Raw genomic sequence first — 15,402 nt, 5'->3', positions numbered from 1 at the left:
GAAGATGCTGCTCGACCCGGGCTTCGAGCTGACGCTGCGCCCGATGCGCTACCCGTCGTTCTACGACCGGTACCGCGACGCCATCAAGAACACCTGGACGGTGGAGGAGGTGGACCTGCACTCCGACGTCGCCGACCTCGCCAAGCTGAGCGAGGGCGAGCGGCACATGATCGGCCGGCTGGTCGCCTTCTTCGCGACCGGTGACTCGATCGTCGCCAACAACGTGGTGCTGAGCCTCTACAAGCACATCAACTCCCCCGAGGCCCGGCTCTACCTGTCCCGGCAGCTGTTCGAGGAGGCCGTGCACGTCCAGTTCTACCTGACGCTGCTCGACACCTACCTGCCCGACCCGGACGACCGTGCGGCGGCCTTCGCGGCGGTGGAGAACATCCCCTCCATCCACCAGAAGGCGCAGTTCTGCTTCAAGTACATGAACGCGGTCGACCACATCGACTCGCTGCAGACCAAGGAGGACCGCCGCGCGTTCCTCCTGAACCTGATCTGCTTCGCGGCCTGCGTCGAGGGCCTGTTCTTCTACGGCGCCTTCGCGTACGTGTACTGGTTCCGCAGCCGCGGCCTGCTGCACGGCCTGGCCACCGGCACCAACTGGGTGTTCCGCGACGAGTCCATGCACATGGACTTCGCGTTCTCCGTCGTGGACACCGTCCGCGAGGAGGAGCCGGACCTCTTCGACGAGCAGATGGCCAAGCAGGTCACCGAGATGCTGGAGGAGGCCGTCGAGGCCGAGCTCCAGTTCGCCCGCGACCTCTGCGGCGAGGGCCTGCCCGGCATGAACACCGAGTCGATGCGCCAGTACCTGGAGGCCGTCGCCGACCAGCGCCTGGCCCGTCTCGGCCTGCCGATCCGCTACGGCTCCACCAACCCCTTCGGGTTCATGGAGCTGCAGAACGTCCAGGAGCTGACCAACTTCTTCGAGCGCCGGGTCTCGGCCTACCAGGTCGCCGTCGAGGGCTCGGTCTCCTTCGACGACGACTTCTAGGCCGCTTCCAGGCCGCCTCCGGGCCGCACGGCGCCGGAAACCGCCGAAGGGCCGCACCCGGGATCCGGGTGCGGCCCTTCGGCGCGTGTTCCGCCGTACCGTCAGTCGTTGGGCACGGTGGCGTACTTGGGGGTGCCCTCGGACATCTGACGCAGGGCGTCCTTGCGGTCCCGCTTGGAGAGCCGGTCGATGTACAGGTAGCCGTACAGGTGGTCGGTCTCGTGCTGCAGGCAGCGGGCGAAGAAGCCGGTGCCCTCGACCCGGACGGGGTTGCCGTCCTTGTCCTGGCCGGTCACCGCGGCGAAGTCGGGACGGGCCAGCTCCATGTACGCGGTCGGCACGGAGAGGCAGCCCTCCGGCGAGTCGTCCAGCGCGCGGCGGCCGGCCGGCAGCTCCTCCAGGACCGGGTTGACGACGTGGCCGACGTGGCGCACGCCCTCGTCGTCCGGGCAGTCGTAGACGAAGACCTTGAGGTCGACGCCGATCTGGTTCGCGGCCAGGCCGACCCCGTCGGCGGCGTACATCGAGACGAACATGTCGTCGATGAGCGCGGCGAGTTCACCGTCGAACGCGGTCACCGTGGCGACCTCGCGGTGCAGCACCGGGTTGCCGAACACCGTGATCGGGCGGGCGGTGCCCTTCGAGACGTCGGGCAGCTCGCCGACGACCTGCTGCTCCGCCGTCTCGTCCTGCTCGGGGTGGTCGTGCTCGTGCTCGTCGGCCATCGCTGGTTTCCGCTCCGTGGTTCCGTCCAGGTGTACCGCTCAAGGGTACGGCGCCGGGCGGACCCGTTCCTCAGCAAACCTCTTCGAGGTCCCGGTACGCCCGGGTGGCGGGGGAGGCGGCCACCCAGCGGTCCAGCAGGGTGCGCACCAGCGAGGCCGGCGCGGCGATCCCGCACTCGCGCTCGGCGAGCCAGGAGGTGCCGGCGCTGCCCTGGCTGAGGTGGCTGAGGTGGCCGGGGTGGGTGGGGTCGCCGTCGTCGTGCGGGTCGTGGTGCGCGGTGTGGCCGTCGTCGATCGCCATCCGGCTCTCCGAGCAGGCCCGGCACAGCAGCCGCACCGAGCTCGTCCAGTCCTCGGCGGCGTACCCGGCGTCGGCGACCAGCCGCTCCAGGGCGTCCCGGTCGCCCGCGGTGGCTGCCTGCAGCAGCACGACGAAGGTCGGCACCGGCGAGGGCGCCCACAGCTCGATCTCGTCGAAGACGGGGTAGGCGACGCCGTCCGCGACCCGCTCGCCGTGCGGGGCGCCGTCGTGCAGCACGACCTCGCCCCAGCGGCGGCCGGAGGACGGCAGCGGGATGGACAGCACCTCGATCCGGGCCGGGTCGAGCCGGCGGCCCCAGACCACCTCGGACTCGCCGTCCGGGGAGAGCCGCACCGGGGTGGTGCCGAGGTCCAGGTCGACGGGCCCGTCCGCGGCGGTGCCGGGTCCGCCGGGGAGTCTCAGTCCGTACGCCTGCCAGGCCCGGCGGGCGAGCGGCCAGTCCTGCAGGGCGGTGGCGGTGATGCCGAGGTTCCACCAGTCGGGGGCACCGGTCTCGCGGTCCAGCAGGGCCACGGCGCGCAGCCCGGCGGTGCGGGCCTGCTCCCAGTCGCGGCGGAACTTGTGCAGCAGGGCCAGGTTGAACCAGGAGTCGGAGAGCCAAGGCTCCAGGTCGGCGGCCATGACGAGCAGCGCGCCGGCGTCCTCGTAGCGGCCGTCGCCGATGAGCGTGAAGGCACGGTCGGTCGTCTGCCGCCAGGTGGCCGACGGCCGGTGCCGTGCGCGGTGGAAGATCCTCACGTTCCGTCCCTGCCGTTGTCGTCCGCCAGTTCTCAGCACCTGCTCCGAGGCCGGCTGCTGCAACGGGAACGATCCGGTGTGCCGGGTGGCCCCGCATCCGGTGTTCCACGCTACGACCGCATCCAACCACGCCTGCGGCGGCCCGCGCTCCCTGCGCGGCGGTTCAGGCCGGTTCGCGGCCCGCGGTGCCCACTCTGGCCAATGCGTCGACCACGGCGGGGTCGTAGGCGCCGCCGCGTTCCAGCCGCAGGCGTTCCAGGGCGGCGAGGCCCGCGGTGGCCTCGGAGAGGCCCCGGGCACGGGCCTCCGTCCGCAGGTCGTCGTGGGCGTTGGCGACCCGGATGATCCGCGCCGCCAGCGGCAGGCTGCGGTCGGCGGCGCCGTCCGGCAGCCGGCAGGGGTCGGCGAGCCGGGCGACCTGCTCGCCGACCCGCCGCGGGACGCCGGTGCGCCGGATGACCTCGCTGCCGAGGCGGGCGATCCGCTGCTGCTCGGCGGCTGGCAGCAGGGCGGTGGCACCGCCGGGGACGGGTTCGACGAGGGAGAGCTGGCCGATGTCGTGCATCAGCGCGGCGTACTCCAGTAGGGCGAGGTCCCTGGTCCCGAGCCCGAGTTCGCGCCCCAGCGCGCACGCCGTGTCGGCGACCCGACGTGCATGCCCCGGTGGGGTGTAGCCGGCGGTCTCGGTGGCCCGGGCGAGCGCCTCGATGGTCTGGCCGGTGGTGGCGCGGATCTCGGCGGCCCGCCGGAAGGACGCCTGGGCGAGCAGCAGCGGGGTGCAGAAGAGCGGCAGCGCCCACAGGCCGACCTCGCCGGCCAGCAGGCTCACCAGCATGCCGGTGGCGACGATCGCCGAGCCGATGCCGAGCAGCGAGCGCAGTTCGTCCTCCAGTGCGGCGCCGAACCGCAGGCCGGCCCGGGCGCGGTGCAGGACGGCGGCCAGCACGGTGTCGCAGAGCGCGGTCAGCGCGGCCACGCCGGTCAGCAGGGCCCCGTAGACCGGTCCGGAGAGCGGGGCGCGGTCGAGCAGCCCGCTGCCGTAGACCGGCTGGAAGAGCACGGCGGCGAAGGCCGTGGTGAGCAGCCTGCGGGCGGCGGTGTCGGCCCGCACGGTGTCCCCGCGGAGCGCGCCGGGGCCCGTGCCGTCGGCCCGGCCCCTGCCGCCCCTGCCGCCCCTGCTGCCGGTGGTGGCGGTGGTGGCGGTGGCGGTGGTGGCGGTGCCCCCGGTGCGGCCCGAATCGGTGCCACCCGGGTCGGTGCGGCGGCGGGCACGGACGGCGGGCAGGGCGAGCGGCAGCTGCCCGGTGAGGGTGCCGAGCCCGGTGACCGCGACGACCTGCAGCGTTCCGTGGTCGGTGGGGGTCGCGTGGAGCGGTCCGAGCAGGGCGTAGGCGAGTGCCGCGGCGCTGCCGATCGGGGCCTGCTCGCGGTCGCCGGGCAGGGTGATCCGCGTCCACTCGCCGACCGCGACGGCCGCGCCGAAGGCGAGCGCCACCCGTGGCTGGGCGAGTCCGTGCAGGGCGACGTGCAGCAGCGCGGCGGCGAACAGCAACGCCGCGGCGGCGTGGACGGCGGACGGCGGGAGCCGGAGGCCGCGCCGGCCGGTTCTCACGGGGTGCCGCCCGCGCTGATCCGGCCGCCGGGCCCGGGCACCCGGCGGGCGGGCTCGGGAACGCCGAGCGGGATGTCGGGCACCTCGCCGTCCCAGCCGCCGGGCGGCGGCGGTTCGGGCTGCCAGCCGTGCCGGTCGACGGCGGCGACCAGGGCGGTGACCATCACCGGGTCGAACTGGCTGCCGGCGCAGCGCTGGAGTTCGACGACGGCCTCGGCGACCGGGCGGCCGCGCCGGTAGGAGCGGGTGGAGGTCATCGAGTCGAAGGCGTCGGCGACGGAGATGATCCGGGCGAACTCGGGGATGCGCTCGCCGGCCAGCCCGGCCGGGTAGCCGCGGCCGTCGAGCCGTTCGTGGTGGTGCAGGATGCCCTCGCGGGCCTCGCCGAGGAAGGCGAGGTCGCGGACGAGTTCGTGGCCGAAGACGGGGTGCACCTCGACGGCGCGGCGTTCGGCCTCGGTGAGCGGGCCGTTGCGGCGGAGCAGTTCGGTGGCGACGCCGAGCTTGCCGACGTCGTGCAGGGTGCCGGCGAAGTGCAGGGTGCGGATCCGGTCCTCGGTCATGCCGAGCTGGCGGGCCATCAGGACGGCGGCGCGGCCGACCCGTTCGCTGTGGCCGCGGGTGTAGGCGTCCTTGATCTCCACGGCCTGGACGAGGGCGCGGACGGTGGCCCGGTGGGTGGTGGCCTCGCGGTGGCCCTGGGCGAACATCCAGGCGGAGATGGACAGCGGCAGCAGGGCGAGGACGGCGGCGAAGGCGCCGTACGGGCCCTGCCACAGGACGGCGACCATCAGTCCGCCGGCGCCCTGGACGAGGGCGGGCAGCACGACGGCGCCGGTGGCGCGGGCGAGGTCGGCGGGGTGGGCGCCGCGGGCCCGGCGAGCCGCGCAGAGCTGCCGCATCACCCCGACCAGGGCGGCGTTGACCAGGCAGAACACGGCGACGGCGGCCAGGGCGCCGAGGGCGGCGGTCGGGAAGTGCGTGCCGAGCAGCAGGTGCGGTCCGCCGAGCAGGCGGTAGACGGCGGCGGCGGCGAAGGCGGCGACGGCCAGCTGGGCGGCGTTCCACAGCCGGCGGAGCCGACGGGGGGCCGGGACGTGGGCGGTGAGCGCGCCGGGGACGGCGACCAGTGCGGCGGCGGCGGGCGGCAGCAGCAGGACACCGGCGAAGAGCACCGGGAAGAAGCCGCGGCCGGGCAGCGTCCGGGCGGCCTCGCGGGTCTCGCGGGGCGGACGGCGCAGCAGTCGGCGGCCGAGCCGGGCGCACGGGGTGGGCAGGCCGAGGGCGAGCGACTCGGCGCAGGTGTGCAGGAAGGCGAGCAGGCCGAGGCGGGGCCAGTCGACCGGGCCGCCGAGCGGGCCGTGGACGGGGACGGCGAGCGGGATCAGGCAGCAGAGGGCGCCGGCCAGTACGGCGGCGGCGTACCGGGCCGCGGTGCCGGTGAGGGCGTCCCCCTCGCATTCGCTGGCGATGTCAGCCTCCCCCGCCGTGCCCGGCCCGTCCGGTCCGCGGGCCAGTGAGGAGAATAGGCCCCGGTTCGCGGGCCGGGGCGCACGATCGCGCAATGACGCTGCCGACACCGGGCCAGCTCACCCGAACGAGTGAAACGATCCAATGGTGGGGACGACTTGAGCCCGAATCACCCGGGGCGCGGCCCTGAGAGCGCTTCCCGAAGGCTTCCTTAAGAGAGGCCCAAGCCTCGCCCAGGACTCTTGACCCGGCCAGTGGTCCAGTCCATTTTGGGGATTGACCCCGTCCGGAAGGGGGCGGCCGCCACCGCGGCCGCAGTTGCTCCACGGCATCGTGCGCGGATGCCGACCGTCCTTGTGCCCGGCGCCGCCCGAACCTCCCGGGCGGCGGTCCCCCCATGCCCCGGAGAGGTCCCCGATGGAACGTGCCCAGCTCCACTCCCCCGCACCCGGCCGGCACCGCCGCCGGCGCGGTGCCGCCGCCGCGGCGGCGATCGCCGCGCTCGGCCTGGCCGCCGCCGGTGCCGCCGCCGCCCTGAGCGGTGGCGACGCCCTGGCCTCCACAACCGCGGCCGCGCCGCTCGGAAGCAACTGGTACGCCTCGGCCCCGTACCTGATGCCGGAGGACAACTCGCCGCCGGACGTCGCCGCGGTGATGGACGCGACCGGTCAGAAGGCCTTCCAGTTGGCCTTCATCCTCGACTCCGGCGGTTGCACCCCGGCCTGGGGCGGCACCTCCTCGATCGACACCGACACCGCCATGCCGGCGGTGATCCAGAAGATCCGGGCGAAGGGCGGCGACGTCTCGATCTCGGTCGGCGGTTACGGCGGCAACAAGCTCGGTCAGGGCTGCGGCACCCCGGAGGCGACAGCGGCCGGCTACCAAAAGGTGATCACCAAGTACCAGCTGAAGGCGATCGACTTCGACCTGGAGGAGCCGGAGTACGAGAACGCGGCGGCGATCCACAACGAGATCGGCGCGGCGAGGATCCTCCAGCAGAACAACCCCGGCCTCTACGTCTCGATCACCACCGCCGGCACCAACGCGGGCACCGGCTGGTTCGGCACGCAGATGCTCAACGAGGCCAAGTCGCAGGGCTTCACGCCGAACAACTACTCGATCATGCCGTTCGACGGCGGCTTCAACGGCGCGGCGGCCCAGACCGACGCGCTGGTGAAGTTCAACAAGATCCTGCAGACCACCTTCGGCTGGGACGAGGCCACCGCCTACGCCCACGAGGGCGTCTCGCTGATGAACGGTCGGACCGACGCCGCCGAGTACTTCAAGCAGGCCGACTTCCAGACGGTGCTGGACTTCGCGACCGCGCACAAGCTGGCCCGCTACACCTACTGGTCCGTCAACCGGGACCGCCAGTGCGCCGGCACGGTGGACCCGGGCCTGTCCGGCTCCTGCTCCAGCGTGGCCCAGAACGACTGGGACTTCACCAAGTTCACCGTGAAGTTCGCCGGGGCGACCCCGCCCACCAACACCCCGACCGCGACGACCTCGCCGACCTCGTCGGGCTCGCCCACCTCGTCGGCCTCGCCCACCTCGTCGGCCTCGCCGACCGGCAAGCCGGGCACCTGCACGCTGCCCGCGTGGAACGCGTCGACCGTCTACACCAACGGCAACAAGGTCTCGTACCAGGGCCACAACTACCACGCGAAGTGGTGGACCCAGAACGAGATCCCGACCAACAGCGGCCAGTGGGGCGTCTGGGCCGACGACGGCCCCTGCTGACGCTCACGACGAGTGCGGTGAGGGCCGGCGACCGGGCCACGACCGGTCGCCGGCCCTCACCGGTGCCGTCGGGGTACGGCCGCCGCGCGGGCGGACGCTACTCGGCCGCCGCGGTGGCCGTGGTGGCGCCGTGCCCGGCGCCCCCCTCGGCCTGCGCCTGGGCGGTGCGCTGGCCGGCCCGGATCGAGTCGATCCGGGCGAGCACCTTGGTGCGCAGGTCCGCCGGGGTGTCGTCACAGCCGCAGGAGCGCTTGATCAGCGCCTTGATGGCCTGTTCGAGCCCGTACTTCTCCAGGCAGGGCGAGCACTCCTCGAAGTGCACGCGCAGCTTGACGCAGTCGCCCTCGGCCATCTCGTTGTCGAGGAATTCGTAGAGGTGGTCGAGCACCTCGCCGCACTCGGTGTCGTGCGGATCGCCGCAGCTCATGAGCCCGCGCCCTTCGCTTCCTGCCCTGCACCGCTGCCCGCCGGGACGAGTCCGCGCTCACGGGCGTAGTCCTCCAGCATGCCGCGCAACTGGCGGCGGCCACGGTGCAGCCGGGACATCACCGTACCGATGGGTGTACCCATGATGTCCGCGATCTCCTTGTAGGCAAAGCCCTCGACGTCCGCCAGATACACGGCGATCCGGAATTCCTCCGGGATCGCCTGCAGGGCGTCCTTGACGTCGCTGTCCGGGAGGTGGTCCAGCGCCTGGGCCTCCGCCGACCGCAGGCCGGTCGACATGTGCGACTCGGCCCGGGCGAGCTGCCAGTCCTCGATCTCCTCGGCCGCGGTGCGCTGGGGCTCGCGCTGCTTCTTGCGGTACGAGTTGATGAAGGTGTTGGTGAGGATGCGGTAGAGCCACGCCTTGAGGTTGGTGCCCTCGCGGAACTGGTGGAACGACGCGTACGCCTTCGCGAACGCCTCCTGCAGCAGGTCCTCCGCGTCCGCGGGATTGCGGGTCATCCGCAGGGCGGCCGAGTACATCGGGTCGAGGAAGGCCAGCGCGTCGCGCTCGAAGCGCTCGCGGCGCGCGTCCTCGCTCTCGTCCGCGGACACCCGGAAGGTGTCCTCACCGATCGCCTCGGCAAGCTCGTCACCGGTGAGCGTCCCGCCCTCCGGCAGGCCCTCGCCCGGCACGGCCTCGTCCTCGGTCCCGACGACCGGACCCACCTCCTCGGAGCTGCGGGGCCCACCCACCGCGGGCCGACCCGAAATGGAGGATATCCGGCCCACCGGCTTCTCGCCCGCGACAATCCATTCCGACCAGTCGGGCACGAAGGCGCCTTGCGCCGCGCGCTCCTCCGGCCGCTCGGGGCACGCGATCGAACCCATGGACGCTGCCTTTCACCCGGGACTTGCTGACGGTCCTCACAACCGCGCACCGCCGCCGTGCATTCCCGCCGTCGCTCACCCGATCGACGGAACCGATCCCAGCCAGTCCCCGACCGCCGCGACCAGCGCCTCCAGGGTCTCCTCCTGGCCGACCGGCGCCCGCTTGGGCACCGCGAAGCCGTGGCTGCCGTACGGCACCTCGACCAACCGGTGGCCCTCCGGCAGCACGGGGAACTCCTCCGGGGTGCCGAAGGTGTCCGCGCCGCCCTGCACCACCAGGGTGGGCAGGCCGCTGTTCAGCAGCTCCTCGGCCCGGCTCCTCTCCGGCTTGCCCGGAGGGTGCAGCGGGAAGGCCAGCGCCAGCACCGCGGCCGCCCCCGAGGCGAGGCCCGTCCGGCAGGCCACCCGGGCGCCGGCGCTGCGGCCGCCCACCACCAGGGGCGGTCCCTCGGCGGCGAGCCCGGCCGCGACCGGCAGCCACGCCTCGTCCAGGGCCTTCGGCGCCGGGCCCAGCTTCCTGCCGGCCACCCGCCACGGCTGCTCGACCAGTGCCACCGACACGCCCCGGGCCGGCAGCGCGGCGGCCAGCGCCTGCAGGTCACGCGCCTCCACGCCGCCGCCGGCCCCGTGCCCTAGCGCCAGCAGCACCCGGGGCCGCTCGGCCGCGAACGTCGTCACCCGGGCATCGCCGACCGGCGTCGGCACCAGCTTCTGCATGGGGCCGAGCCTAGGCCGTGGGGCGGCCCGCGCCGGGCAGCCGTCCTCGGAACGGCGCCGTCTGAACGGGTCTGCGCCGTCAGAAGAGCGTCGTGCGGTCGTCCTCGGTCAGTTCCCGGACGAGTTCGGGGCCGTTGTTGCGGATGCTGCCGACCGCGGCGCCCACCGGGTGCACGGTGAGCGCACCGGGCGGCGGCACCAGCAGGGCCCGCAGCGCAGCCGGGTCGTCCAGGCCCGGGTCGAGCCAGGCGTCGAAGGAGCCGGGGTCGAGGAAGAGCGGCATCCGCTCGTGGATCGGGGCGAGCATCGGCTCGGCCTCGGTGGTGACCACGGTGCAGGTGACCCGCCAGGCCTGCGGGTGGTCGGCGGGGAGGGTGCGGTCCCGCCAGAACTCGTACAGGCCGGCGAGCGCGAGCGGGCTGCCGTCCGCCCGGGAGACGAAGTACGGCTGGCGCGGCGGCCGGTCGGGGCCGGCCGGTGCGGTCTGCCACTCGTAGTAGCCGTCGACCGGGAGCAGGCAGCGGCGGGAGGCGAAGGGCTGGCGGTAGGCCGGCTTCTCGTGCACGGTGTCGGCTCGGGCGTTGATCATCTTCACCGCGGTCTCCGGCGACCTCGCCCAGGACGGGATCAGGCCCCAGCGCAGCACCCGCAGCTGCCGCACCGGCCGGTGCCGCCCCTTGGGCGGCCGGTCCAGCACCGCGTAGACCGGTGAGGTCGGGGCCACGTTCCAGTTGGGCGCGATCGTCTCGGCCGGGTCCCACTGCTCGACGCCGAACACCTCGACGATGTCCTCGGGCCTGCTGCTGGAGGCGAAACGACCGCACATGGGGGCCAAGCCTGCCATGCCGGCCGGACGGCCCGGGGACGGTTCCGGCAGCCGGACGGCCGCTCCCGGGAGGGCGCCCGGGACGGGCCCGGAGAGGAGCCCGGGACCGGCCGGGGACGAACCGGAGCGAACCGACCGCTACCGCCGCGGCGTCCTGGCATGGGAGGCTGCCGGACCGGCAGCACCACGGGAGGCAGGACGAGCATGGAGATCGCGGACGTCTGGCAGCGAGTGGCGGGCGTCCAGCCCGAACCGCCGGGCTGGCTGGTGCTCACCACCGCCGCGCTCGCCCTGCTGGCGATCCTGCCGGCGCCGGTCTGGCGGGTCACCCGCACCGTGGTGACCATCGCCCACGAGGGCGGCCACGGCGTGGCGGCCCTGATGACCCGCCGGCGGCTCTCCGGGATCCGGCTGCACTCCGACACCTCGGGCCTGACCATCTCCTCCGGCCGCCCGACCGGCCCCGGGATGATCCTCACCGCGGCGGCCGGCTACGTGGCGCCCTCGCTGCTGGGCCTGGGCGGCGCCGCGCTGCTCGCCGACGGCCGGATCACCGCCCTGCTGTGGATCTCCATCCTGCTGCTGGCCGGGATGCTGGTGATGATCCGCAACGCCTTCGGCCTGCTCGCGGTGGTGCTCACCGGCGCGCTCTTCCTGGTGGTGTCCTGGTACGGCGGCAGCCAGGTGCAGGCCGCGTTCGCCTACCTCGGCGTGTGGTTCCTGCTGCTGGCGGGGGTGCGGCCGGTGGTCGAGCTGCAGGCCAAGCGGCGCTCCGGCGGGGCCCCGGACTCGGACGCGGACCAGCTGTCCCGGCTCACCGGGGTGAGCGCGGTGCTGTGGGTGGCGCTGTTCCTGGTGGTGTCGCTCTCCTGCCTGCTGGGCGGGGCGAGCTGGCTGCTGCACTGGAAGCACTGAGCCCGGGCACCGGCGCGCCGCCGACGGCAGGTGGGCACACCGTGGGCACGGAATCACCGCAGACCCCCCGTCCGCCATGCGATCGGGCACCGGGCCGTCGCCGGGCGTCCCCCTAGACTTGGCGCATGACCGATGCCCTGTGGCCCGCCCCCGTCGCCACCGCAGCCGTGGACGCGACCGTCACCATCCCCGGCTCCAAGTCGGCGACCAACCGCGCGCTGGTGCTGGCCGCGCTCGCCGACGGCCCCGGCTGGGTCCGCCGGCCGCTGCGCAGCCGCGACTCCCAGCTGATGGCGGACGGCCTGCGGGCGCTCGGCGTGACGGTCGAGGAGACGGTCAACGAGGCCAGCGGCGGCACCGGCGGCGGCGAGGCCTGGCGGGTCATCCCCGCGCCGCGGCTGCTCGGCCCGGCCCGGGTGGACGTCGGCAACGCCGGCACGGTCATGCGCTTCCTGCCCCCGCTCGCCGCGCTCGCCGACGGCCCCGTCCACTTCGACGGCGACCCGCGCTGCTACGAGCGCCCCCAGCACGGCGTGATCGACGCGCTGCGCGCCCTCGGCGTGCGGATCGACGACGGCGGCCGCGGCGGCTTCCCGCTGACGGTGCACGGCACCGGCGCGGTGGACGGCGGCGCGGTCGACGTGGACGCGTCCTCGTCCTCCCAGTTCGTCTCCGCCCTGCTGCTGTCCGGCGCCCGCTACAACAACGGCGTCGAGATCCGGAACACCGGCGGGACGGTCCCCTCGCTGCCGCACATCCGGATGACGGTCGACATGATCCGCAAGGCCGGCGGCCAGGTGGACGCGCCCGAGGACGGCGGCGAGAAGGACGTCTGGCGGGTCACCCCCGGCGCGCTGATCGGCCGCGACCTGGTGGTCGAGCCGGACCTCTCGAACGCGGCACCGTTCTTCGCCGCGGCGCTGGTCACCGGCGGCCGGGTGACCGTCCGCGACTGGCCGAAGCACACGTACCAGCCGGGCGACCAGCTGCGCGACATCTACACGCGGATGGGCGGCGCCTGCCGGTTCACCGACGAGGGCCTGGAGTTCACCGGCACCGGCAAGGTCCACGGCATCGAGGCCGACCTGCACGACGTGGGTGAGCTGACCCCGGTGATCGCCGCGGTGGCCGCGCTCGCGGACTCCGAGTCCCACCTGTACGGCATCGCCCACCTTCGGATGCACGAGACCGACCGGCTGGCCGCGCTCGCCAAGGAGATCAACGACCTGGGCGGCGACGTCTCGGAGACCGAGGACGGCCTGCGGATCCGGCCGCGTCCGCTGCACGGCGGCGTCTTCCACACCTACGAGGACCACCGGCTGGCGACCGCCGCCGCGGTGATCGGCCTCGCCGTGGAGGGCGTGCAGGTGGAGAACGTGGCGACCACCGCCAAGACCCTGCCGGACTTCCCGCAGATGTGGGCCGACCTCCTCGGCCAGGGCTGACGGGGGCGAAGCAGCATGCGCCGCTACGGCAAGGACGCCGACGAGGACGACATCCGCAACCGCCCGGCCCGCCGGGGCTCCCGGCCCCGCACCCGGATCCGGCCCAAGCACGAGGACGCCGCCGAGGCGATGATCCTCACCGTCGACCGCGGGCGGCTGACCTGCCTGGTCGACCAGGGCACGAAGAAGGAGCGCGAGGTCGTCGCCATGAAGGCCCGCGAGCTGGGCCGCAAGGGCGTCGTGGTCGGCGACACGGTGAGCCTGGTCGGCGACCTGTCCGGGGAGCCGGACACGCTGGCCCGGATCGTCCGGGTCGCCGAGCGCACCTCGGTGCTGCGGCGCACCGCGGACGACGACGACCCGTACGAGCGGATCGTGGTCGCCAACGCCGAGCAGCTGGCCATCGTCACCGCGCTGGCCGACCCGGAGCCGCGGCCGCGGCTGATCGACCGCTGCCTGGTGGCGGCGTACGACGCCGGGATGGAGCCGCTGCTGGTGCTCACCAAGTCCGACCTGGCGCCGGCCGAGCCGCTGCTGGAGTCGTACGCACCGCTGGGCATCTCCTACGTGGTGACCCGGCGCGACGAGCTGGGGACGACCGGCGCGGAGGCGGTGCGCGAGCACCTGCGCGGGCTGTCGACGGTGTTCATCGGGCACTCCGGCGTCGGCAAGACCACGCTGGTCAACGCGCTGGTGCCGGAGCGGCAGCGGACGACGGGCCACGTCAACGCGGTGACCGGCCGCGGCCGGCACACCACCGTGTCGGCGCTGGCGCTGCGGCTGCCGCCGCCGCCCGGGGCCAAGCCGGGTTCGAGGAAGGCGCTGGATCCGGGCTGGGTGATCGACACCCCGGGCTTCCGCTCGTTCGGTCTGTCGCACATCGACCCGTCCCGGGTCATCCTCGCCTTCCCGGACCTCGAACCGGGCACGGTGGACTGCCCGCGGGCCTGCAGCCACGACGAGCAGGACTGCGCGCTGGACGCCTGGGTGGCGGACGGGCACGCCGAGCCCGCCCGGCTGTACTCGCTGCGCCGGCTGCTCGCGAGCCGCGAGACCCGCGAGGGCGACTGACCGCCACTGCGGGGACTCCGGGCCGTCCGAGGTGTCGGAGGGCTCCCGGCCGGTGATCCTAGGAGCGTGGGACACGCTCGCATGGATGCTCCGAGGGGCAAGGGAGTCAGCCCGATGGCATGGGCCATGGTGATCCTCGCCGGTCTGCTGGAGACCGGCTTCGCGATCAACCTCAAACTGAGCCACGGCTTCACCCGGCTCTGGCCCACCATCAGCTTCTGCGCGTTCGCGCTGGGCAGCTTCGGCCTGCTGACGCTCTCCCTCAAGTCGCTGCCGGTCGGTTCGGCGTACGCGGTCTGGACGGGGATCGGCGCGGCCGGCACCGCGGTGTACGGGATGGTCTTCCTGGAGGAGTCCAGCAGCGTGCTGAAACTGGTGTCGATCACCCTGGTGATCGCCGGCGTGGTGGGGCTCCAGCTGAGCGGCTCCGGACACTGATCCGCACGCCGGTTCGGTCCGCCGTGCGAGCCGCGCTGACCCGGAGGGCCCCGGGTCGCTAGGGTTCGGGCATGGCCGATTACCACGACGACCTCCGACTCGCCCACGTCCTCGCCGACTCGGCCGACTCGGTCACCCTGGAGCGCTTCAAGGCGCTGGACCTCAAGGTCGAGACCAAGCCGGACCTCACCCCGGTCAGCGACGCCGACAAGGCGGCGGAGGAGCTGGTCCGCAGCGTGCTGCAGCGGGCCCGTCCGCGCGACGCCGTGATGGGCGAGGAGTACGGGCTGCAGGGATCGGGCCCGCGCCGCTGGGTGGTCGACCCGATCGACGGCACCAAGAACTACGTCCGCGGCGTGCCGGTGTGGGCGACCCTGGTGGCCCTGCTGGAGGAGGGCATCGACGGGGAACTCCAGCCGGTGGTGGGCATCGTCTCGGCGCCCGCGCTGAACCGCCGCTGGTGGGCGGCGCGCGACCTCGGCGCGTACGCCGGGCGCAGCCTCGCCAAGGCGACCCGGATCCACGTCTCCGAGGTGTCCCGGGTCGAGGACGCCTCCTTCTCGTACTCCTCGCTGTCCGGCTGGGAGGAGCGCGGCCGCCTCGACCCGTTCCTGGACCTCACCCGGGCCTGCTGGCGCACCCGGGCGTACGGCGACTTCTGGTCGTACATGATGGTCGCCGAGGGGTCGGCGGACATCGCGGCGGAGCCGGAGCTGAGCCTGTGGGACATGGCCGCGCCGTGCATCGTGGTGCAGGAGGCGGGCGGCCGGTTCACCGGCCTGGACGGGGTGGACGGCCCGAACGGCGCCGACGCGGTGGCCACCAACGGTCTGCTGCACGCGGAGGCGCTGCGCCGGCTGAGCGTGTGAACTGCTGAGCACGTGAACTGCTGAGCGTGTGAGCGGCCGGCCCGTCCGGCGGCGGGCGTGTTCCGGAGGGCGGGCGTGTTCCGGAGGGCGGGCGTGTTTCGGCGGGCGGGCGTGTTTCGGCGGGTGGTCGGCGAGGTTGCCGGCCACCCGCAGCGCGTTCCGGGCGGCGCTGAGGTCGCGGCAACTCCCTTGCAACA

At 73.8% G+C, this 15,402-nt stretch carries 15 protein-coding genes; 7 read left to right on the top strand and 8 right to left on the bottom strand.

The genetic code is table 11. The features are described from left to right. The first annotated feature begins 4 nt into the window (after positions 1-4). The gene (locus AB0442_RS04725; protein WP_363542560.1) at positions 5-1,000 is read left to right on the top strand and encodes a ribonucleotide-diphosphate reductase subunit beta; all 996 of its coding nucleotides are present in this window, start codon (positions 5-7) and stop codon (positions 998-1,000) included. 101 nt (positions 1,001-1,101) lie between these two features. Here AB0442_RS04725 and def read toward each other — a convergent pair whose 3' ends face one another. From def to AB0442_RS04705, 4 genes are all read right to left on the bottom strand, one after another. After that, the gene (gene def / locus AB0442_RS04720) at positions 1,102-1,725 is read right to left on the bottom strand and encodes a peptide deformylase (protein ID WP_344624460.1); all 624 of its coding nucleotides are present in this window, start codon (positions 1,723-1,725) and stop codon (positions 1,102-1,104) included. A gap of 70 nt (positions 1,726-1,795) precedes the next feature. Next, entirely contained in the window at positions 1,796-2,785 is a 990-nt protein-coding gene (locus AB0442_RS04715) for a hypothetical protein (RefSeq protein WP_030267884.1), read from the bottom strand. 163 nt (positions 2,786-2,948) lie between these two features. Beyond that, positions 2,949-4,397 carry an HD domain-containing phosphohydrolase gene (locus AB0442_RS04710; RefSeq protein ID WP_366160592.1) on the bottom strand — a complete coding sequence of 483 codons (1,449 nt, stop codon included), beginning with the start codon at positions 4,395-4,397 and terminating at the stop codon, positions 2,949-2,951. Beyond that, positions 4,394-5,962 (bottom strand): HD-GYP domain-containing protein, encoded by a 1,569-nt coding sequence (locus AB0442_RS04705; protein ID WP_366160590.1) that lies wholly within the window; start codon positions 5,960-5,962, stop codon positions 4,394-4,396. The genes AB0442_RS04710 and AB0442_RS04705 overlap by 4 nt, the downstream gene beginning before the upstream one ends. 322 nt (positions 5,963-6,284) lie before the next feature. Between AB0442_RS04705 and AB0442_RS04700 the strand changes: the two genes are divergently transcribed. Then, positions 6,285-7,607 carry a carbohydrate-binding protein gene (locus tag AB0442_RS04700; protein WP_366160588.1) on the top strand — a complete coding sequence of 441 codons (1,323 nt, stop codon included), beginning with the start codon at positions 6,285-6,287 and terminating at the stop codon, positions 7,605-7,607. Between the two features lie 97 nt (positions 7,608-7,704). Here the strand turns inward: AB0442_RS04700 and rsrA are convergent, their stop codons facing one another. The 4 genes from rsrA to AB0442_RS04680 form a co-directional block, all read right to left on the bottom strand. Further along, the gene (rsrA, locus tag AB0442_RS04695; protein ID WP_366160586.1) at positions 7,705-8,034 is read right to left on the bottom strand and encodes a mycothiol system anti-sigma-R factor; all 330 of its coding nucleotides are present in this window, start codon (positions 8,032-8,034) and stop codon (positions 7,705-7,707) included. Next, entirely contained in the window at positions 8,031-8,762 is a 732-nt protein-coding gene (locus AB0442_RS04690) for a sigma-70 family RNA polymerase sigma factor (RefSeq protein ID WP_317634021.1), read from the bottom strand. The genes rsrA and AB0442_RS04690 overlap by 4 nt, the downstream gene beginning before the upstream one ends. A 237-nt stretch (positions 8,763-8,999) precedes the next feature. Then, on the bottom strand, positions 9,000-9,641 hold the full coding sequence (locus tag AB0442_RS04685; RefSeq protein ID WP_366160584.1) for an alpha/beta family hydrolase: 642 nt from the start codon (positions 9,639-9,641) through the stop codon (positions 9,000-9,002). A 79-nt stretch (positions 9,642-9,720) separates the two neighbouring features. Beyond that, the gene (locus AB0442_RS04680; RefSeq protein WP_366160582.1) at positions 9,721-10,467 is read right to left on the bottom strand and encodes an SOS response-associated peptidase; all 747 of its coding nucleotides are present in this window, start codon (positions 10,465-10,467) and stop codon (positions 9,721-9,723) included. A gap of 204 nt (positions 10,468-10,671) precedes the next feature. Here AB0442_RS04680 and AB0442_RS04675 point away from each other — a divergent pair, with 204 nt between their 5' ends. The 5 genes from AB0442_RS04675 (at position 10,672) to hisN (ending at position 15,205) form a co-directional block, all read left to right on the top strand. Beyond that, the gene (locus tag AB0442_RS04675; protein ID WP_344625555.1) at positions 10,672-11,382 is read left to right on the top strand and encodes a M50 family metallopeptidase; all 711 of its coding nucleotides are present in this window, start codon (positions 10,672-10,674) and stop codon (positions 11,380-11,382) included. A gap of 125 nt (positions 11,383-11,507) precedes the next feature. Continuing rightward, positions 11,508-12,827, top strand: a complete 1,320-nt coding sequence (gene aroA / locus AB0442_RS04670; protein WP_366160580.1) for a 3-phosphoshikimate 1-carboxyvinyltransferase — start codon at positions 11,508-11,510, stop codon at positions 12,825-12,827. A 15-nt stretch (positions 12,828-12,842) separates the two neighbouring features. Continuing rightward, the gene (gene rsgA, locus AB0442_RS04665) at positions 12,843-13,898 is read left to right on the top strand and encodes a ribosome small subunit-dependent GTPase A (RefSeq protein ID WP_366160578.1); all 1,056 of its coding nucleotides are present in this window, start codon (positions 12,843-12,845) and stop codon (positions 13,896-13,898) included. Between the two features lie 114 nt (positions 13,899-14,012). Continuing rightward, complete coding sequence (locus AB0442_RS04660; protein ID WP_263103730.1) at positions 14,013-14,336, top strand: multidrug efflux SMR transporter; 324 nt, start codon at positions 14,013-14,015, stop codon at positions 14,334-14,336. 71 nt (positions 14,337-14,407) lie between these two features. Further along, positions 14,408-15,205: a histidinol-phosphatase gene (hisN, locus tag AB0442_RS04655; RefSeq protein WP_363542472.1), complete on the top strand. Its 798-nt coding sequence runs from the start codon at positions 14,408-14,410 to the stop codon at positions 15,203-15,205. Positions 15,206-15,402: the final 197 nt, after the last annotated feature.

It is taken from the genome of Kitasatospora sp. NPDC085895 (genome assembly GCF_040702125.1).
Classification (GTDB): Bacteria; Actinomycetota; Actinomycetes; order Streptomycetales; family Streptomycetaceae; genus Kitasatospora; species Kitasatospora arboriphila.
This window is presented reverse-complemented; position numbering and strand designations above follow the sequence as displayed.